Here is a 19,388-nt window from a genome sequence, read left to right as displayed (position 1 = left end):
GCCGCCGCGCCGGTAGCCCGCCCCGCCGGGGTTTGCGGCGGGCCCCGCGTGGCGGGTGGGGGCTGTTGGGGCTCCCCCGGCGTCCCACTCCGCCCCGGGGGGGGGGGGCGCGCCCCCCGCCGCCCCGACCCTCCAGGTCAACCAAAGGAGAGGTGCATGGCCAGGGGTACGCGCAACAACGCGGTCCTGAAACTCGGTGGGGTGGGCGCCCTCGCGGCGCTCCTGCTCGCCGGCGGACTGCAACTGGCGTCCGCCGACGAGAACGGCGGCTCGGCCGCACCGGCCGCGGCACAGACCGTGAACTGCCCGACGGTACGCGACAAGCTGCCCGCGGTGCCGGCGGCGGCGAACGCCGAGGTGGAACGGGAACTGGCCAACCTGGACCAGGAGATCGCCCGGCAGAACGAGCGCCTGGCGCGGCTCGCGGTCAAGCCCGAGGGCGGCCCGAACTTCGTCAACAACGCCATCCTCGGACCGCTGAAGAGCAAGCGCACCGCCGCGCTCGACCGCATCGAGATCGCCTTCAACCGGATCGGCGCGCAGCGCCCGAACCTGGACGCGCTGGCCACCTGCGGGCTCAACGCCGCCGGCGTGCCGAGTGCCGTCAACGGCGGTGCCGGCCAGGGCGGCGCGACCGGCGGCCAGAACGGTGCCGGTGGCCAGAACGGTGCGGCCGGTGGCCAGAACGGTGGCCAGAACGGCGGGGCGGCGGTCGGGGCGGCCCGGACCGTGAACTGCCCCGGGGTGCGGCTCCCCGCCGTCCCCGCGGCGGCCGCGACCCAGGTGCAGGCCGAGCTGGCCGCGTTGGACAAGCAGATCGCCGAGGCGAACGCCCGCCTGGCCCGGCTCGCGGTCAAGCCCGAGGGCGGGCCGGCGTTCATCGACAACGCCATCCTCGGACCGTTGAAGAGCAAGCGCGGCGCCGCGCTCGACCGCATCGAGATCGCCTTCAACCGGGTCGGCGCGCAGCGCCCGAACCTGGACGCGCTGGCCGCCTGCGGCCTGAACTGACATGTGCGGCGAGGGCCCACCCGGCCACCCGGATGGGCCCTCACGTTCGCCGACGGGTCAGAGTGGACCGAGGACCGCCCTCGGGTCGGCGTCCAGCGCCAGCGTCTCCAGCACGGTGAGCAGTTGCCGCTCCTCGTACCGGAAGTGCGACTCCATGATCGCCGCGACCCCGTCCAGGTGACGGTCCAGCTCGTCGGGCGGGGCGCCCCGGGCCACCGCGTCGCCGAGCCCGGCCACCAGGTACCCGATCATCGAGTGGTCCTGCCGCAGGCGGTGCAACGTGTCCCGCAGCTCCGGATGCCGCGCGGCGACCGCCGGGAAGAGCTCCCGGTCCTCGCCCTCGTGGTGCGCGGTGAGCGCGGCACAGAAGCCGTGACAGAACAGCAGCAGGTCACGGGTCGCCGGCCGGGCCGGCGTACCGGCGGCCAACGCCTCCCGGGTCACCCGTAACGCCTCGCGCAGCCGGTCGTGGACGCGCCGCAACTCCCGGCTCCACGCCACCAGCCTGGCCTGCTCGCCCTCACCCACGGGGTACGGGCGAAGGGACGACGGTCATCGTCGTGCTCCCCTCCGGTCCGGCGCCTCCATGCCTGACACGGACTGCCACCGGCACGCGACGCTGGCCCCAGATTACCCCGTGGGCCGGCGACGGCGGAAACGACCGGCCCACCGCAATTCGCGTCGCCGGCGGGGCCGCACAATGCGTCCGCCGAGGACGACAGCGACGCAAGTAGATCTTCCGATCGGTCATCGCGTCGGGGTAGCCTGCGGTCGGCGCCGGACGAGACACCCGGGCGAATCAGGAATGGCACCGCCATGGTCCGCCGTCGCCGTCCCATTCTCTTTCCGAGAACTGTCCGCGCGAGGCCCAGGAGTGTCGCTTGGCTTTCCCCGACGGCCCAGACGATCCGCACGCGAAACACCCGCAGCCCATTCACATCGCTTTCTGCGTCGACGACAACTACGTGAATCCGATGCTGGTCACCGCGCGATCCGTACGCGGCACCATGGCGCCGACCGGCCGGCCGCTCGTCTTCCATCTCCTCGACGGCGGCCTCAGCCCCGAGGGGCGGGACGCCGCCCTCGACGGGTTGGGCCGGGTCGGCGACGCGCGGTTCCACCAGGTGGCGGACGGGCTGCGCATCCCGGACTGGCACGCCGCGGACAACCCGAACTACAACTGGTGGACCTCGGCCAGCCTGCGCCGCCTGCACCTCGCCGAGGTCGTGCCGGAGAGCGTCGAGCGGGTGCTCTACCTCGACGCCGACACGCTGGCGGTCGAGGACGTCACCGCCCTGCACGACACCGATCTCCAAGGCCGGTGTCTGGCCGCGGTGGGCGTGGACCGGCCGCCGGGCTACTGGCCGGAGGCGTTGGCCGCGGCGGGCGACCGGCGGACCCACACCCGCTACTTCAACTCCGGGGTCCTCGTGCTCGACCTGCACCGCTGGCGGGAGCAGCGGGTCGGCCCCCGGGCCGCCGCGCTCTACCAGGCGCACGAGCGGGTGCTTCGGCACCCGGACCAGGACACGCTCAACATCCTTCTCGACGACCAGTGGGTCGGCGTCGACCCACGGTGGAACCGGCTCGTCCAGTACCACCGGGGAGACCCGTTCGGCCTCGAACGGATGGCCGCGTTGGACACCGACGAGGGCATCCTCCACTTCGGCGGCCGCGTCAAACCGTGGCACGACTCCTACCCCGACACCCCGCTGCGGAGGCGCTACCGTGCATACCAGTGAGGCGACCCCGCCGCCCCCGGCCCGTCCGCTCTCCGTCCTCCAGGTGGTGCCGCCCTGGCTGCCCGTCCCGCCGACCGGGTACGGCGGCATCGAGGCGGTCTGCGCCACGCTCGTCGAGGAGCTGGTGGCCCGCGGTCACCACGTCGAGCTGGTGGCCGGCGGCGGCTCCCACGTGCCGGCCCCCCTGCACACCGCGTTCCCCAAGCCGATGCCCGACCGGATCAACGACAACATCGTCGACCTGGTGCACGCGGCCACCGTGCAGGAGATCGTCGCGGCCGGGAACTTCGACGTGATCCACGACCACACCTGGCTCGGCGCGCTCCTCGCCCCGTTGCGGTCGGTGCCCGCGCTCACCACGATCCACAACCATCCGAGCCGGGAGTGGCTCACGTTCACCGAGATGGTCAGCGCGACCAGCCCGCTCATCGGCGTCTCCCAGGCGCACGTGGACAGCCTGCCCACGGTCACCTGGAGCGGCTACGTGCACAACGGCATCCCCACCGCCCGGTACCCGTTCACGCCGGACCGCCCCCGCGAGGAGTGGGTGCTCTACCTGGGCCGGGCGACCCGGGTGAAGGGCATGCACACCGCCATCGACGTGGCCCGGCAGGCCGGCCGACGGATCGTGCTGGCCGCCAAGTGGAACGAGCCCTCGGAGAAGAAGTACTACGCCGAGTACATCGAGCCCCGCCTCGGCGACGACACGGAGTGGCTGGGCGAGGTCGACTTCGACACCAAGGTCGAGCTGCTGTCCAAGGCGACCTGCCTGCTCAACCCGATCGACTGGCACGAGCCGTTCGGCCTGGTGATGGCCGAGGCGCAGGCCTGCGGCACGCCGGTGGTGGCCCTCCGTCGTGGCGCCGCCCCGGAGGTCGTGGAGCACGGGCGCACCGGCTACGTCTTCGAGACGGTGCCGGAACTCGCCGCCGGGATCGACCGGGCCGCGCAGCTCTCGCCGTACGACTGCCGGGAGCGCGCCGTGCGGCTGTTCGACTCGGCGGTGATGGCCGCCGGATACGAGGCGCAGTACGAGAAACTGATCGGCCGGGCGTAGCCATGCTGCGTGTTCTCCAGGTCATCGGACCGCACGTCGAGGTCCCACCGAAGGCGTACGGCGGCAGCGAGCGGGTCGTCGAGTCGCTGGCGGTGCACCTGCCCTCGGTCGGCGTCGAGGTCACCACGTTCACCGTCGGCAGCTCCCGGGTCCCGGGCGCCACGGCCGCGCACTTCCCGGAACCGCCGGCGCGGGTGGACCGCAACGGGGACCGCTTCTGGGACCGCACCGACGACCTGATCCAGGTCGGGAAGGCGTTCGAGCTCGCGGCCGGGGTGGACGTGGTCCACCTGCACACCGAGTACGGGCTGCCGTTCGCGGCGCTGTCCCCGGTGCCGGTGGTGTCCACCCTGCACTCGTACGCCGGCGAGGGCGGCGGCCTGGAACGGCTGGTCGACAGCTTTCCGCAGGTGCCGTACGTGGCGATCAGCGAACGGCAGCGCGGGCTGTGCCGGCACCTCAACGTGGTGGCGACGATCCCCAACTGCATCCCGCAGGACGTGCTCGACACCTCGCCCCACGACCGGCCGGGCGGGGACCCCTACCTCCTCTTCCTCGGCGCGATCGACGAGCGCAAGGGGCCGGACCGCGCCGTGGAGGTGGCCCGCGCGCTCGACCGGCGGATCCTGCTCGCCGGCCCGGTGTCCCGGTCCAACCGGGCGTGGTTCGACCGGCGGATCGCGCCGCACGTCGACGGCCGCCGCGTCGACTACCTGGGCGACGTGGGCGGGGCCGACAAGCGCCGGCTGCTGAGCGGGGCGGCGGCGCTGCTCAGTCCGGTGCGCTGGCAGGAGCCGTTCGGGCTGGTGGCGGTGGAGGCGATGGCGGCGGGCACGCCGGTGGTGGCGACCCGCGAGGGCGCCCTCGCCGAGATCGTCGAGGACGGGATCACCGGTTTCACGGTGCGCGACCCGGCCGACCTGACCGAGGCCGCCCGGCGGGCCATGACGATCGACCGGCGCCGGTGCGCCGCGCACGCCCGGGCCCGCTTCGACCCGGTCCGGATGGCCCGGGCGTACGCGGAGGTCTACCGCCGGGCACGGGCGGACGTCGACCGGGCCGGCGGCTGATCATGCGGCTCACTCGGCACGCGGCCCGGGCGTTGCTGTCCAACGGTCCGCTGGCGCGCTTCCTGGCCACCAAGACGGTCTCCTCGCTGGCCAACGGCGTCGGTGCGGTCGCCCTTCCGGTGTATCTGCTCGCCGACTCCGGCCCGCTGGCGATGGGCCTGTTCCTCAGCATCTCCACGCTGGCCACCCTCGCCATGCTGCCGGTCGCCGGGATCCTGGCGGACCGGCTGCCCCGGGGCCGGCTGATCCGGCTCGGGTACGCCGTCTCGGCGGCGTCCCCCGTCGCGCTGCTGGTGCTCGACGGGGTGCCCCGGGTGGAGATCCTGGGCGCGGCGCTGGCCGGGGCCGGCGGCGCGCTGGGCTCCCCCGCCACCCGGGCCGGCCTGGCCGACCTGGTCGGGCCCGGCCAACTGGCCGCCGCGCAGGGCCTGGTGTCGAGCACCCAGAACATCGTCAGCATCCTGACCCCCGCCCTGGCCGGGGTGTTCCTGACCACCTCGCCGCCGGCGGTGCTGCTGGTCGCCCAGACCGTGACGTTCGGGTTCGCGCTGCTGCTCACCCCGCACATCGGGCGGGCGGTGGACCAGCCGCGGGCGGAGGGTCCGACCGACGCGGAACGCAGCGCCACCCGCCTGATCCGGCGTACCCCGTGGATCCGGACCGGCCTCATCCAGACCTCGGTGCAGATCCTGCTGGGCTTCGCGCCGGGCCTGGTGCTGATCCGGTTGGTCTCCACCGACCGCTACGGCAGCGCCGGGCTGGGCGCGATCCTCGCCGTCTCGGCCGGCGCCGCGCTCGTCGGCACCGTGGTGGCGGCCGTCCAGATGCCGCGACTGCCCGGTCTCTGGGCGAATCTCGGCTTCGTCTGTTACACCCCGGTGTTCCTCTGTCTCGTCGTCGACGTGCCACTCTGGACATTCGTCGCGGCCATCGCGGTGGGCGGTGTGGGAATCAGCCTGCACGGTGTCTGGTGGTACGCTGCGATCAATGAGGGAGTGGCGGTCGGCCTTCGCGGCCGGGTCAACGCCACCGATCTGATGACCACCAAACTCCTCGAGCCGGTCGGCATGGCCCTGGCAATTCCGGCGAGTTCCCAACTCGGTCTGCGAACCGTCTGCCTGATCGGCGCGACGACATTTCTGGTCGCCCCGGTTCTCGCCCTGCTCACCCGGGGATTCCCCCAGTACGGACAGCATCTGGCTCCCGTTCCCAGCCCTATGGAAAGGAATGCCGCATGACCGCGGTCGGACCGGACATCAACGAAGCGCTCGCCGCCGCACTCATCGCGGACCAGTTTCCCCGGTGGGCGGGCCTGCCGCTCGTCGCCGCGTCGCCGCAGGGCTGGGACAACCGCACGTTCCGGCTCGGCGAGCGACTGACCGTCCGGCTGCCGAGCGCGGAAGGCTACGCGCACCAGATCACCAAGGAGAGCCGCTGGCTGCCGTTCCTGGCGAAGCACCTGTCGGTGCCGGTGCCGAAGCCGCTGGAGCTGGGCCGTCCCGCGCTGGGCTACCCGTACGCCTGGTCGGTCAACGAGTGGCTGGACGGCCAGGTGCTCTCCCGGGCCAAGGTGGCGGACCCGGCGGCGCTCGCCGCCGAGCTGGCCGCGTTCCTGGTGGAGCTGCGGGGCGTGCCGGACGAGGACGGCCCCCGGCCCGGCCCGGAGACCGCGCACCGGGGCGGGCCGTTCGCGTTCTACGCGCCCGAGGCGCGCGCCGCGCTGTCCGCGCTCGGCGTGCGGTCCCCGGCCACCGAGCAGGTGCTCGACGAGGCACTGGCGTCCGAGTGGGAGCACGACCCGGTCTGGTTCCACGGCGACGTGGCGGTCGACAACCTCCTCATCGCCGACGGTCGCCTCGCGGGCGTGCTCGACTTCGGCTGCTCCGGGGTGGGCGACCCGGCCTGCGACCTGGTCATCGCGTTCACCTACCTCGCCGACGAGACCCGGCCGGTCTTCCGGCAGGCGGTGGGCCTGGACGACGACACGTGGCGCCGCGCCCGGGGGTGGGCGCTGTGGAAGGCCGCCATCACCGTGCTGGACCCGAACGCCTCGCCGCTGCGCCGGGAGGAGCAGCAGCGGGCGCTGGACGCCGTGCTGCGGGACCGGGCCGGCGACTGATCGTCGGGTGACGGTGGCGTCCCGGCCCGCGCGGGCCGGGGACGTCACCGTCGCCGGGTGCCGTCCGGCGGTGTGCGACCGCGCGATCGGACGGTTGGACAGCGGTCAGGCCGGGCCCGGACCCAGCTCCCAGGTCAGCTCCGACCGCAGCGGCCCGGAGCGGCTCAGCAGGGCGCCGACGCCGCGCACCTCGTCCATCGCGCCGACGAGGCTGAGCTGCGAGGCGTAGCAGAGCACCGCGTCGCGCTTGCCCGCCCAGATGTCGTCCGGCAGCCGCGTCCCGGGCACCGGGGTCAGGCCGTACGCGCCGGCCAGCGCGCGGTACGCGGCACCGGTGCCGTCGGCCGCCCCGGCGATCGCGGCGGCCGGATCGGCGGCCCAGCCCGGGACGATCGCCGTGTACGGCAGGTCCGCGTAGACGCGCGGCCGGGGTCGAGGCCGGGACCGGGTGGTGAACCACGCCAGCGCCGCGTCGCGGACCCGGGCGTGGTCCGGCTGGTTGGTCGCCAGCGGCAGGTACACCCGGACGTCGGGGGCGAGCGCGTCGAGCAGCTCGGTCAGGCCGGCCAGCCGCCCCTCGGCGCGGTACGGGTTGTCCGGATTGTCCAGCACCACCTGGTCGGCGCCGAGCAGCGCGCAGGCGCGGGCGTCCTCCGCGAGGCGTACCCGGTGCGCCTCCTCGGCGGCGAGGAACCCGCAGTCGGCGTCCCACGACGACAGCGGCGACCCCGGCGGCGGGGGCCCGCCGTGCACGGTGACGACGGCCTTCGGTCCGGGCGTCGCCCGCAGCAGCCCGCCCAGGGAGAGCGCGGCGTCGTCGAAGTGGGTGGAGAGCACCACGACCCGCCAGGCGGGGTCGACCGGCGGCCGGAGCGGTACGGGGGACACGGAACCTCCTCGGGGAACGGGTCGGGCTCAGCCGGCCCGGCCGTCGTCCACGAGCCGCCGGACGAGCTGCGTCTGGCGACCGAGGGTGCGGCTGGCCAACAGGTCACGGATCGGCACCCGGATGCCGAGTTCGGCGTTCACCGTCCGGGCCAGCCGGGTGACGAGCAGGGAGTCGCCGCCGAGGTGGAAGAAGTCCGACTCGGGGGCCAGGTCGTGGTGCCCGAGCAGCGCCGCCCAGGCCGCCCGCATCAGCGCCGACGGGTCGGGGGGTGCGGTGGCCCCGGCATCGGCATCGGCCGTACCGCCGGGGGTGGGCGCGGTGGGCGCGGTGGGCGCGGTCAGCTCGGCGGCGAGCCACCGCGGGCCGGCGAACGGATAGCCGGGCAGGCGGACCGGCCGCCCGGTCGGGCACCAGGCCGTCGCGGGCACCGGCTGGCCGACCGTCCAGAGCGCGCCGAGCGCGGCCAGCACGCCGGTTGCCGCGTCCGCCGCGCCGGGGTCGTGCAGCGCCAGGGTCGGCAGGCCGGCAGCTTCCGCCATCGCGGACAGCGCCCGGCCCGGTCCGATCTCGACGACCAGCGCCCGGGGCACCGCCTCGGCGACCGACGCCATGGCCGCGTCGAACCGGACGGTCCGCCGGGCCTGGTCGGCGAAGACGGCGGCCGGCGGCGCGGTGCCGGCCGGGACGATCCGGCCGTCGACGGTGGAGGCGACCGCCACCACTGACGGACGGGTGGTGACCGCCCGCAGCGCGGCCGCGAGCCGGGGCACCGCCGGGTCGACGAGCCGGGAGTGGAAGGCCCGACGGGTCCGCAGCCGGCGGGTCGGCAGACGCTCGCCGACCCGCGTCCGGAGCGCGTCGATCGCCGCCTCCTCGCCGGCCACCACGCAGCTCTCCGGGCCGTTGACGGCGGCCAGGTCCAGCGGCGGGCCGGTGGCGAGCAACGCGCGCGCCTCGTCCGCGCCGCAGCCGAGCGCCAGCATGGCGCCGGGCGGGCAGTCCTGCATGGCCCGGCCCCGCTCGGTCACCAGGGCCGCCGCCGCCGACAGGTCGAGGACACCCGCCACGCAGGCCGCCGTGATCTCGCCGAGGCTGTGCCCGGCGACGACCGCCGGGTGCAGGCCCAGCGCGCGCAACGCGGTCGCCGCGGCGTACCCGAGCGCGAACAGCGCCGGCTGGGCCAGCGCGGTCTCGTCCAGCTCGTCGGCCGGGAACGCGGCGTCGAGCAGCGCGCGACGCACGGTCGCGGCCAGCGGCGCGGCGAACGCGTCGAGGCAGTGGTCCAGGGCCGCGCCGAAGCCCGGCAGCGCGTCGGCGTAGCCGACGCCCATGCCGGGGAACTGGGTGCCCTGCCCGGGGAAGAGGAAGGCCAGCGGGGCGCAGCCGGCGGCCGGGACCCGGCCGCGGGCGACACCGGTGCCGGCGCGCAGTCGCGCCGCCACCTCGGCCGGGGTACGCCCGGCGACCGCGAGCCGCTCCGGCAGCGCGGCCCGCCCGGTGGCGAGCGTGTGGCACACGTCGGCGAGGTCGGGCGCGTCGGCGGCCAGCCGGGCCGCGAGCCGTTCGGCGGCGCGGGCCAGCGCCTCGGGCTCGGCCGCGGACAGCACCGCCAGCCGGACGCCGGGCGGCCCGGCGGTGCGGGGGCGGGACGGCGGCGCCTCCTCGACGACGAGGTGCGCGTTCGTGCCGCCGATGCCGAACGCGCTCACCCCGGCGCGGCGTGGGCGCGGCCCGGTCCACGGCTCCGCCCGGGTCGGGACGCGCAGCGGGGCGTCCGCGCCGGCCAGCAGCGGGTTGGGCCGGGTGAAGCCGGCGACCGGCGGCACGGTCCCCCGGCCGACCACCAGCAGCGCCTTGATCAGCGCGGCCACCCCGGCGGCCGCGTCGAGGTGGCCGATGTTGGCCTTGAGCGCGCCGACCGGCACCTGCCCCGGGCGGGCGCCGCCACGACGCAACGCGGCGCAGGCCGCCGCCCACTCGATCGGGTCGCCGACCCGGGTGCCGGTGCCGTGGGTCTCCAGGTAGCCGATCGACGCGGCGGGCACGTCGGCGGCGCGCAGCGCCGCCTCGATGACGCGTTCCTGCCCGGTCTGGGACGGCGCGTAGTAGCCCGCCTTGGCGGCGCCGTCGTTGTTCACCGCCGAGCCGAGGATCACGCCGTACGGCTCGGCGCCGTCGTCCAGGGCGTCGGCCAGTCGGCGCAGCACCACGGCGGCCACGCCGGACCCGCCGACCACGCCGTCCGCGTCCCGGTCGAAGGGGCGGCAGTCGCCGGACGCGGACTGGACGCCGCCGGCCAGGTGGAGGTGGCCGGCCTGCGGGAAGTCGAAGCCGGTGGCGACCACCAGCGCCTGGTCGCAGTCCCCGCCGAGCAGGTGCTGGATCGCCGTGTGCACGGCCACCAGGGAGGAGGAGCAGGCGGACTGCACCGCCACGGCCGGCCCGGTGAGGCCCAGCTTGTAGGCGACGCGACTGGCCATGAAGTCCGGCTCGGTGCCGTGCACGAGGTCGTCGACAGTCACCGGGTCGGTGACGCCGCGGGCGATCATCGCCCGCAGGTAGCCGCTTCCGGTGGCGGAGGCGAAGACACCGGTACGGGTGCCGCCGTCCCGGGGCGCGACCCCGGCGTCCTCGAGCGCACGCCACGCGGTCTCCAGCATCAGCCGGTGCTGCGGGTCCATCAGCTCGGCTTCCCGGGGGCTGACCTGGAACAGCGTGGTGTCGAAGTGCTCGGCGCGGTCGAGGTGGCCCCGCACCGGCACGTACGCCGGGTCGTCGACCAGCCGGGTCGGCACCCCGGCGGCGAGGAGTTCGTCGCGGTCGAGCCGGGTGGTGAGGACCTCGCCGTCGACCAGGGCCGACCACCAGTCCGCCAGGTCGACCGGTCCGGGGAACCGGGCGGCCAGCCCGGTCACCGCGACGTCCAAGGAACGGTCCCGCGTCATCTCACCACCGACGATCCCCTCCCGGCGTCGGTGACGCCGAAGGGGGTCCACTGTGCACGGGCGGCGCAGCGGCGGGCAACGCCGCGTGTCCGGGTGGCTGGCGCGGATCCGCCGGACCATGCCACCGTTCTCGCCAGCCCGGCCCCGCTTCCGGGGCGGGCGGGGCGAACTCCGCAGCAGCGGGCGAGAGGAGCCGAGCGTTGCGACCGGAATCGACGCCGGAGCGGGCACCGCTCCGGCCCCTGCCCGATGAGGGACTGCACCGGACCGTCAGTCGGATCGCCGCCGCCAGGCCGCACGCGCGGGCGGTGGTAGCCGGGGACCGGGTCCTGACGTACGGCGACCTCGACCGGCTCGCCGACGGCTGGGCGGCACGGCTGTCCGGGCGCGGGCTGGGACCGGGCGACCTGGTGCCGGTGCTGCTCCCCCGCGGCGCCGACCTGGTGGCGGCGCTGCTGGCCGTGCTCAAGACCGGTGCCGCGTACGCGCTGCTGGACCCGACGTGGCCCGGCGGGCGGATCGCCGACGTGGTCGGGCAGCTCGGTGCCCGCCTCGTGGTCGCCGGGCCGGGCGCGGCCGGCGTCGACGGCGTACCCGTCTGGACGCCGTCGTCGGCGCCGGACCCGGCGCCGGACGGTTTCCGGGCGGCCGAGGTGGGCGGCGACGCGGCCTGCTGCGTCTTCTTCACCTCCGGCACCACCGGGCGGCCGAAGGGGGTGGTGAGCCCGCACCGGGCCACCGCGCGGCTGTTCCGGCCCGGCACGTTCGCGCGGTTCACCCCCGGCACGACGGTCCCGCTGGCGGCGCCGACCCCGTGGGACGCGTTCTCGCTGGAGCTGTGGTCGGCGCTGCTCAACGGCGGCACGTCCGTCGTGGTGGACGAGCCCTACCTGTCGGCGCACTCCCTGCGCGACGGGGTGTCCCGGCACGGGGTGGACACGGTCTGGCTGACCGCCAGCCTGTTCACCATGCTCGTCGACGAGGACCTGGACGCCTTCGTGGGGCTGCGGCAGGTGATGACCGGCGGGGAGCGGATGTCGCCCACCCACGCGCTGCGGTTCCTGCGCCGCCATCCGACGGTCCCGCTGCTCAACGGGTACGGCCCGGTGGAGACCACGGTGTTCGCCACGACGCACCGGGTCACCGAGGCCGACTGCGCGCGGCCGGGTGGCGTGCCGCTGGGCCGCCCGGTGCCCGGCACCGAGGTGCTGGTGCTGGACGGGATCCGGCCGTGCGGCCCGGGTGAGGTGGGCGAGATCTGCGTCGCCGGCGACGGCGTGGCCGTGGGCTATCTCGGCGATCCCGAACAGACCGCGTCCCGGTTCCCGGTGGTCACGCTCGACGGCCGGCCCCGTCGCCTCTACCGCACCGGCGACCTGGGGCGGTGGGCACCGGACGGGCCGCTGGAGTTCCGCGGTCGCGCGGACCGGCAGGTGAAGATCCACGGCCACCGCGTCGAACCGGTCGAGGTCGAGCGCCAGATCGAGACGTCGCTGGGCGTACGGCGGTGCCGGGTGGTGGCCCGCCCCGACGCCGACGGGCGTCCCGCCGAGCTGGTGGCGTTCTGCGTCCCGTCGGTCGACGGCGACGCGCTGCCCACCGCGACCGACGACCTCGCCGCCGTCCTGCTGCCGCACCACCGGCCGGCGGCGGTCGTCAGCGTGGACGCCTTCCCGCTCACCAGCCAGGGCAAGGTGGACGAGGCCGCGCTGCTGGCCCGCGTCCCGGCCGGGCCGGGCCGGCCGACCGGGGCGGCGGCGGCCACCGGGCCCGACGATCCGACGGTACGGCTGGTCGCCGACGTGTTCGCCGCCCTGCTGGGCCGCGCCACGGTCCCCGCCGACGTGTCCTTCTTCGACCTCGGCGGGGAGTCCCTGCTCGGCGGTCGGGCGTGCGCCCGGCTCGGCGCCCGGCTGGGCCGTCCGGTGCCGGTGTCCGCGCTGTACCGCCATCCCACCGCCGCCGGTCTCGCCGGTTGGCTGCGTGCCGCCGTCGCCGCGCCCGGCGACAGCGAGGTGGGCGGCGACGCGGCCGGCGGGCTGCCGCTGACCGCCATGCAGCTCGTCTTCCTCACCCGGCACCTGGTCGACCCGGCCGACCGCACCGGCCACTGCCTGCTCGTCTGGCGGGTCGACGGGCCGCTCGACCGGGCCGCGCTGGAGGCGGCGGTCGCGCAGGTGCACCGGCGGCACGAGCCGCTGCGCGCGGCGTACCGGCCCGATCCGCGACCGGCCGCCTGGGTGACCGACATCGCCCCGCCGGCGCTGGAGGTGCTGCCGGCCCAGCCGTCCGTGACGACCGCGCTCGCCGCGACGCGCGCCACGCTCGCCGAGGAGCTCGCCCCGATGGAGGCGGACGTCTGGCGGACCGTGGTCGTGCCGGTGCGCGCGGGCGCCACCTGGATCTTCGGCTGCGTGGTGCACCACCTCGCCTTCGACGGCTGGTCGGAGGCCGTCCTCGCCCGGGACCTGTCCCGGGCGGCCGGTCACCGGGGCACGGCGGCCCCGCCGCCGGTGTCGCTCGCCGAGTCGGCCGCCCGGCACGCCGCGATGCTGGCGCGCGCCGACGTGCCGGCGCAGGTGACGGCGGCGTGCCGGGAGCTGGCCGGGGTGCCGGAGCTGGTCTGGCCCGGCGAGACACGGGAGCCGCCGGGCCCCCCGGGCCGACTGGTGACCGGCCTGTCGCCGGCCACGGTGGCGGCGGTCGACCGCGTTGCGGCGGGCGCCTCGGTCAGCCGGTTCGTGGTGCTGCTCGCCGCCTGGGCGGAGGTGGTGGCGGAGGTGACCGGGCAGTCGGACCTCGCGGTCGGCGTGCCGGTGGCGCAGCGGTCCGACGTCCGGCTCGCCGAGTCGGTGGGCTGCCACATCGGCATGGTGGGCGTGCGCCTGCGCGCCGACGCGGTCAAGGGCGGCGGGCAGGGGGTCCGCGCCACCGGCGCGGCGGTGACCCGGGCGTTCGCCGCGGGCGAGGCGCCGCTGGCCGCGGTCGTGGAGCGGCTCGGGGTGCCGCGTACCGGCCGGCCGCCCGTGTTCCAGGCGCTGTTCGCGGTGCAGGACAACCCGCCGCCCCGGCTCGACCTGCCCGGCACGCGGACCGAGTTCCTCCGGCAGCCCTACCTGGACCTGCCGCTGGAGCTGCACACCGAGCTGTGGCCCGATCCCGACGGCGGGATGCGGATCGAGGTGGCGTTCCGCCCGGACGCGGTGGGCCGGGACGTGGCCGCCGCGATCTCGGCGCGTCTCACCGACCGGTTGACCGACCTGGACCCGGAGGTACGACAGTGACGCCGCCCGCGCCGATTCCCGAGCGACTCCTCGACCCCGACGCGCACGCCGGTGACGAGCCGTACCGGATCTGGCGGTGGATGCGCCGGTCCGACCCGGTGCACTGGCACGAGCCCGGCGACCTGCCCGGGTTCTGGTCGCTGACCCGCTACCGCGACATCCGCGACGTCTACCTCGACCCGGAGCGGTTCAGCTCGGCGCACGGGGTGCTGCTGCGCCCGACGCGGCGCGGCGACGACGCGGGCGCGGGGCTCACGTTGGCGCTCACCGATCCGCCCCGGCACCGGCACCTGCGGGCCATGGTCGCCGACCGGTTCAGCGAGCGGTGCGCGCGTGGGCTGGCGCAGCCGCTGCGGGCGCAGATCCGGGCGGTGCTCGCGGACGCCGTCGAGCGCGGCGAGTGCGACTTCGCCCACGACGTGGGGGCCCGGCTCGCCATCTCGCTGATCTGCCGCCTGCTCGGGGTGCCGGAGGAGGATCACGAGCTGCTGCTGGCCTGGACCACGGAGGCGTTCGAGGCCGGCACGTCGCTGGTGGCGGACGGGCGGATCGTGCGCTATCTCGTGGAGCTGATGGGCGCGCGCCGGGCCGAGCCGGACGACGACGCGATGAGCCTGCTCGTGACCGGGACGGCCGACGGCGACCCGCTGACCGAGATGGAGGTGCTGCTCAACTGCGAGAACCTGGTGGGCGCCACCGAGAACGCCGGGCTCGCCATGACCGCCGGCCTGCTCGCGTTCCTTCAGCACCCGCAGCAGTGGCGGCTGGTCCGGGACGACCGCGACCGGATCCCGACGGCCGTGGAGGAGGTGTTGCGGTGGACGAGCAGCGCCACGCACAGCATGCGGACGGCCACCCGGGACGTGGAGATCGGCGGGCGGCGGATCGCCGCCGGCGACCGGGTGGTGCTGTGGATCCCGTCGGCGAACCGGGACGAGTCGGTGTTCGCCGAACCCGACCGGTTCGACGTCACCCGGGCGCCGAACCGCCACCTGGCGCTGGGGGCCGGCCCGCACGTCTGCGTGGGCGGGACGATGGCCCGGCACCAGATGCGGATCCTCTGCGCCGAGCTGCTCGACATGGTCGAGCGGGTCGAGCCGGCCGGCCCCGTGGTGCCGCTGCGGTCGATCGCCGTGAGCGGCCAGGCCCACCTGCCGGTACGCCTGACCGCTCGCCGGACCCGCCGGTCAGCGCGGTGACCGGGCGCGGTTCACTCGCCGGCCAGCTTGTCCTCGGCGTAGAGGCTGGCGGCGTCCGCGGCGGTGAGCACACCGGAGTAGATCCGCACCGCGCCGATCGAGCCCGGCCACTGGTCGGAGACGTCGTCCCGGAACCGGGCCTGGCCGAGTTGCACCCCGCCCTCGGCCCGCCACGACGGCCAGCCGTCGGGCAGTCGGGTCTCGCCGGCGTCGTCGTTGCCCGGCACGTAGAGCCGCACGAACCCGGCGTCCAGGTCGTAGACGCCGACCAGCAGCACCCACCGGTCCAGTTCGGACGGCTGGATGACCTGGCGGGAGAACGCGTGGCACCACTCGACCGGGCCGGTCTCGCTGCCGTCCACCGGCGCGGCGGTGAAGTTCCACCGGATGGAGTAGTTCGTCTTCGAGTGGACCGGGTCGTCGATCAGTCGCACGCCCAGATAGAAGGGCGTGTGGGAGGGCCCGTTCTGGCTGACCGCGGTGACCGCGTACCAGTCGTCCGGCAGGGCGGGCGTCGGGCCGGTGCGCGCGCTGTCGAGCCGCACCCAGGCCGCCACGCTGAGGCTCCGGTCGGAGCGGACGACCGGGTCGGTGGTGGAGAACCACTGGGTGGCGCCGTCGAGCGCGTACCCGCCACCGAACTTGCCGCCGGCCGTCCAGGTGGGCCCGCCGTGCGGGACCATCGTGTGCCCGTTGCCCGACGCGTCGTCGACCTCCGCCCGGGCCGGGTCGTCGAACCGCCACCAGGCCAACAGGCGGACCGGGGTCGTGGGGCTGCTCTCGGTCAATTGCTTCTCCTCACACTGGGCCAACGGCTCGCGCCACACTATATCGAACAGACATTTATGGGAAGTCGTTGATCGATCCACCAACAATCGGGAGACTTGTTGACGGATGCCCATCGATGGCAGGATGCGAAAATTGCAGACGCACATTCGAGAGGTGCCCAAGAATGCCTGAAGCATCAGCATCCATCGAGGTCAGGCCGCTTGCCGGGGCGATCGGAGCGGAACTCGCCAATGTCGACCTGAGTGGCGCGACGAGCGACGAGACGGTCGCCGGGATCCGACGCGCACTGCTCGCCAACAAAGTGGTCTTCCTGCGCGACCAGCAGCTCGACCTCGACCGCCAGGTGGCGTTCGCCCGACGATTGGGAACGGTCACCGCCGGCCACCCGATCTACGCCTCGCCGACCGGGCAGCCGTTCCTGCGGGAAATGGATTCCCGGCAGGGCAGCCGGGCCAACCACTGGCACACCGACCTCACCTTCATCCGGCGGCCGCCCGCCTTCGCCCTGCTGCACGCCAAGGTGATCCCGCCCGTCGGCGGCGACACCATGTGGGCCAACATGGCCACCGCCTACGCGGAGCTGCCGGCGGAGCTGCGTCGGCTGGCCGACACGCTCCGGGTGGTGCACAGCAACGACTCGGACTACACCGACGCCACGGTCGGGGCACGCCGGGAGTACATCGCCACCCCGTACGAGTCGGAGCACCCGCTGGTGCGGGTGCACCCGGAGACCGGCGAGCGGGCGCTGGTGCTCGGCGGTTTCGCCCGCCGGGTCGTCGGCCTGGGCCCGTCCGCCTCCCGCGACCTGCTGCGCGTCTTCCAGGAGCACGCGGTGCGCCCGGAGCACACGGTGCGGTGGCGGTGGCGGGTGGGCGACCTCGCCATCTGGGACAACCAGGCGACCCAGCACTACGCGATCTACGACTACGGCGACCAGGTGCGCCGGGCGGAACGGGTCACCGTGGCCGGCCCGGTGCCGGTCGGCGTGGACGGGCGGGAGAGCGTCGCCCTGCTCGGCGACACGGAGGCGTACTCCCGGGACGCGCCGGCCGGCGCGGAACAGCTCAGCGCGGCGGCACGCTGACGGCGGGGCGGCGGCGCCCCGGCTGCCGGCGGCGCCCCGCCCCACCTCCGGACCTCACCAGGGCACCGGACCGTCGTCGTGCAGGAAACCGCCGGACGGCCCACCCGCCGGCAGCGTCGCCAGCTCCACGATGATCCGGGCCCCCGCGCTGACGTGGCGGGTGCCCCGGTAGGCGTTCATGTCCGTGGCGGTCCAGCCCGGCGACGCCGAGTTGATCCGGATGTGGGCCAGCTCCGGGTCACGGGCGAACGCCCTTGCGTACTGGAGGGTCAGCATGTTCAGCGCCGCCTTCGAGCTGGTGTACGCCAACCGCCGGTCCGCGTCGCCGGGAATGCTCGCGCCGGAGCCGGTCAGGGCGAGCGACGCGGTGGTGCTGGAGACGTTCACGACGCAGGCCGCGGTGGCCCGGCGCAACAACGGCAGCATCGCGCGGATGGTGGTCACCACCCCGAACACGTTGACCTCGAACGTCCGGCGCAGGTGGCTCGCGGTCACCTCGAGCGCCAGATCCTCCACGATGGTGCCGGCGTTGTTCACCAACCCGTCCAGCCGGCCGTGTTCGGCGGCCACCCGACCGGCGACCGCCTCGACGGTCGCCGGGTCGGTCACGTCCAGCCGTACCGGCGTCACGGCCCCGCCCCCGGCCGCGATATCGGCCGCCGCCTCGCGGCCGCGGTCCAGGTCCCGGGCGCCCAGCAGCACCGTGGCGCCGCGCTGCGCCAACTGCCGCGCGGTCTCCCGGCCGAGCCCCCGGTTGGCGCCGGTGACCAGCACGACGCGCCCCCGGGCCCGGTCGCTCACCGCACCGCCTCGAGCGCCCGGTCGAGCCGGTCGGCGAGCGCCGACACCCCGTCGTCGTCGATGGTCAGCGGCGGCACCGCCATGGCCACCGGGCCGTGCTGGCGCAACAGCAGCCCCTCCGCCCGGGCGCGGCCCAGCACCCGCTCGCAGGCGGCCACGGAGGCGAACTCGAACACCGCGATCATCCCGAGGCCGCGGACGTCGACGACGTCGCCGCTGCCGGCCGACGGGCCGAACCGGTCGAGCATCCGGGCGCAGAACTGGTCGGCCCGGGTCAGCAGGTCACCCTTGTCGAGGACGTCCAGGGTGGCCAGCGCGGCGGCGCAGGCCGCCGCGTGACCGGACGTGGTGTGCCCGTACCGCAGGCCGCCGATGACCGGCTCGTCGACGAAGCTGTCGAACACGTGGTCCCGCACCGTCACCGCGGCGATCGGCAGGTAGCCGCCGCCCAGCCCCTTGCTGGTGACCAGGACGTCCGGTTCCGCGCCCTCGCGTTGGAAGGCGAACATCCGGCCGGCCCGGCCGTACGCGGTGAACACCTCGTCCAGCACCAGCAACGCCCCGCTGGCGTCGCACAGCTCCCGTACCCCGCGCAGGAACCCCTCGGGCAGGACGATGCCGCCGCCCACGTTGAGGAACGGCTCGACCACGACCGCCATCGGCGGGTCGTCGCCCTCGACGGCCTCCCGCAACGCGGCCAGCAGCGCGGACAGCGCGGCCGGCGTCCGCATGTCCTTGGGCGCGGCGGGCAGCGGCACCCGGGTCACCGGCAGCGGCACCTGGAACGGGTGCTCCACCCGCGGCAGGCCGGAGAGGCTGCGGGCGAGCATTGTCGAACCGTGGTAGCCGGCCGCGAGCGTGACCACCCGGGAGCGGGGCCGGCCGCGCTGCGAGAAGTAGCTGTGCGCGATGAGGACGGCCGCCTCGATCCCCTCGGAGCCGCTGTTGACGAACAGCGTCCGGTGGAGCGCCGGCGGCAGGTAGGCGGCCAGGCGTTCGGCCAGCAGGCCGGCGACCTCGTGGCTGGCCACCGAGATGTCCAGGCCGTGCAGCCGCGCGAGCTGGCGGCGCACCGCGTCGACCAGCTCCGGGTGGCCGTAGCCGCACGTCGAGTTCAGCGAGGACGCGTCGATGTACTCGGTGCCGCCGATGTCCTCGACGTGGTGGCCGGTGCCACGCGCGATCATCAGCTGGGTCCGGTCGGCCGTCACCGGGGACCAGGGGTGCCAGACGTACCGCCGGTCGCGCTCGCGGAGCAGACTCTCGTTAGACATTGACGTCACCCAATCTTTGAGAGAGTAATGGAAATGCGCCCAGAAATCCGGGGCAGAAGTCGACGGGAAGCCGAGCAAGCGCCGATCCGAACTATATTCCAGATCGCTGGACGGACGAAGGGTG

General features: G+C 75.1%; 15 protein-coding genes. 9 read left to right on the top strand and 6 right to left on the bottom strand.

Annotated features, from left to right (window positions below):
• Nucleotides 1–156: 156 nt before the first annotated feature.
• Nucleotides 157–1,011, top strand: coding sequence for a hypothetical protein (locus ACH495_RS11930; RefSeq protein WP_396857717.1), 855 nt, complete (start codon nt 157–159; stop codon nt 1,009–1,011).
• A gap of 57 nt (nt 1,012–1,068) precedes the next feature.
• On the opposite strand, the gene ACH495_RS11925 is transcribed toward ACH495_RS11930, so the two are convergent.
• Nucleotides 1,069–1,539 carry a hemerythrin domain-containing protein gene (locus ACH495_RS11925; protein WP_396857716.1) on the bottom strand — a complete coding sequence of 157 codons (471 nt, stop codon included), beginning with the start codon at nt 1,537–1,539 and terminating at the stop codon, nt 1,069–1,071.
• Nucleotides 1,540–1,892: 353 nt separating this feature from the next.
• Here ACH495_RS11925 and ACH495_RS11920 point away from each other — a divergent pair, with 353 nt between their 5' ends.
• Genes ACH495_RS11920 through ACH495_RS11900 form a run of 5 tightly spaced genes read left to right on the top strand, consistent with a single transcriptional unit; the run spans nt 1,893 to nt 6,999 of the window.
• Nucleotides 1,893–2,753 carry a glycosyltransferase family 8 protein gene (locus tag ACH495_RS11920; RefSeq protein ID WP_396857715.1) on the top strand — a complete coding sequence of 287 codons (861 nt, stop codon included), beginning with the start codon at nt 1,893–1,895 and terminating at the stop codon, nt 2,751–2,753.
• Complete coding sequence (locus ACH495_RS11915; protein WP_396857714.1) at nt 2,740–3,810, top strand: glycosyltransferase family 4 protein; 1,071 nt, start codon at nt 2,740–2,742, stop codon at nt 3,808–3,810. Before ACH495_RS11920 ends, ACH495_RS11915 begins: the two co-directional genes overlap by 14 nt.
• Before the next feature lie 2 nt (nt 3,811–3,812).
• On the top strand, nt 3,813–4,880 hold the full coding sequence (locus tag ACH495_RS11910) for a glycosyltransferase (protein ID WP_396857713.1): 1,068 nt from the start codon (nt 3,813–3,815) through the stop codon (nt 4,878–4,880).
• A 2-nt stretch (nt 4,881–4,882) separates the two neighbouring features.
• A complete protein-coding gene (locus ACH495_RS11905) occupies nt 4,883–6,118 on the top strand; it encodes an MFS transporter (RefSeq protein ID WP_396857712.1) in 1,236 nt (411 codons plus the stop codon).
• Complete coding sequence (locus tag ACH495_RS11900) at nt 6,115–6,999, top strand: aminoglycoside phosphotransferase family protein (RefSeq protein WP_396857711.1); 885 nt, start codon at nt 6,115–6,117, stop codon at nt 6,997–6,999. Before ACH495_RS11905 ends, ACH495_RS11900 begins: the two co-directional genes overlap by 4 nt.
• 105 nt (nt 7,000–7,104) lie before the next feature.
• Here ACH495_RS11900 and ACH495_RS11895 read toward each other — a convergent pair whose 3' ends face one another.
• The gene (locus ACH495_RS11895; protein WP_396857710.1) at nt 7,105–7,887 is read right to left on the bottom strand and encodes a PIG-L deacetylase family protein; all 783 of its coding nucleotides are present in this window, start codon (nt 7,885–7,887) and stop codon (nt 7,105–7,107) included.
• Between the two features lie 27 nt (nt 7,888–7,914).
• Nucleotides 7,915–10,833, bottom strand: coding sequence for a type I polyketide synthase (locus ACH495_RS11890; protein ID WP_396857709.1), 2,919 nt, complete (start codon nt 10,831–10,833; stop codon nt 7,915–7,917).
• Between the two features lie 200 nt (nt 10,834–11,033).
• Between ACH495_RS11890 and ACH495_RS11885 the strand changes: the two genes are divergently transcribed.
• Together ACH495_RS11885 and ACH495_RS11880 are read left to right on the top strand one after the other, a co-directional pair.
• Complete coding sequence (locus ACH495_RS11885) at nt 11,034–14,117, top strand: amino acid adenylation domain-containing protein (RefSeq protein WP_396857708.1); 3,084 nt, start codon at nt 11,034–11,036, stop codon at nt 14,115–14,117.
• Nucleotides 14,114–15,316 (top strand): cytochrome P450, encoded by a 1,203-nt coding sequence (locus ACH495_RS11880; protein ID WP_396857707.1) that lies wholly within the window; start codon nt 14,114–14,116, stop codon nt 15,314–15,316. The genes ACH495_RS11885 and ACH495_RS11880 overlap by 4 nt, the downstream gene beginning before the upstream one ends.
• 11 nt (nt 15,317–15,327) lie before the next feature.
• Here the strand turns inward: ACH495_RS11880 and ACH495_RS11875 are convergent, their stop codons facing one another.
• Nucleotides 15,328–16,104, bottom strand: a complete 777-nt coding sequence (locus tag ACH495_RS11875) for a LamG-like jellyroll fold domain-containing protein (RefSeq protein WP_396857706.1) — start codon at nt 16,102–16,104, stop codon at nt 15,328–15,330.
• 164 nt (nt 16,105–16,268) lie between these two features.
• Here ACH495_RS11875 and ACH495_RS11870 point away from each other — a divergent pair, with 164 nt between their 5' ends.
• Nucleotides 16,269–17,189 carry a TauD/TfdA dioxygenase family protein gene (locus ACH495_RS11870; RefSeq protein ID WP_396857705.1) on the top strand — a complete coding sequence of 307 codons (921 nt, stop codon included), beginning with the start codon at nt 16,269–16,271 and terminating at the stop codon, nt 17,187–17,189.
• 54 nt (nt 17,190–17,243) lie between these two features.
• On the opposite strand, the gene ACH495_RS11865 is transcribed toward ACH495_RS11870, so the two are convergent.
• Nucleotides 17,244–17,990: an SDR family NAD(P)-dependent oxidoreductase gene (locus tag ACH495_RS11865; protein ID WP_396857704.1), complete on the bottom strand. Its 747-nt coding sequence runs from the start codon at nt 17,988–17,990 to the stop codon at nt 17,244–17,246.
• Nucleotides 17,987–19,264: an aspartate aminotransferase family protein gene (locus ACH495_RS11860; RefSeq protein WP_396857703.1), complete on the bottom strand. Its 1,278-nt coding sequence runs from the start codon at nt 19,262–19,264 to the stop codon at nt 17,987–17,989. The genes ACH495_RS11865 and ACH495_RS11860 overlap by 4 nt, the downstream gene beginning before the upstream one ends.
• Between the last annotated feature and the right edge of the window lie 124 nt (nt 19,265–19,388).

The sequence above is a fragment of the Micromonospora sp. NPDC018662 genome (assembly GCF_044391475.1).
Taxonomy (GTDB): domain Bacteria; phylum Actinomycetota; class Actinomycetes; order Mycobacteriales; family Micromonosporaceae; genus Micromonospora.
This window is presented reverse-complemented; position numbering and strand designations above follow the sequence as displayed.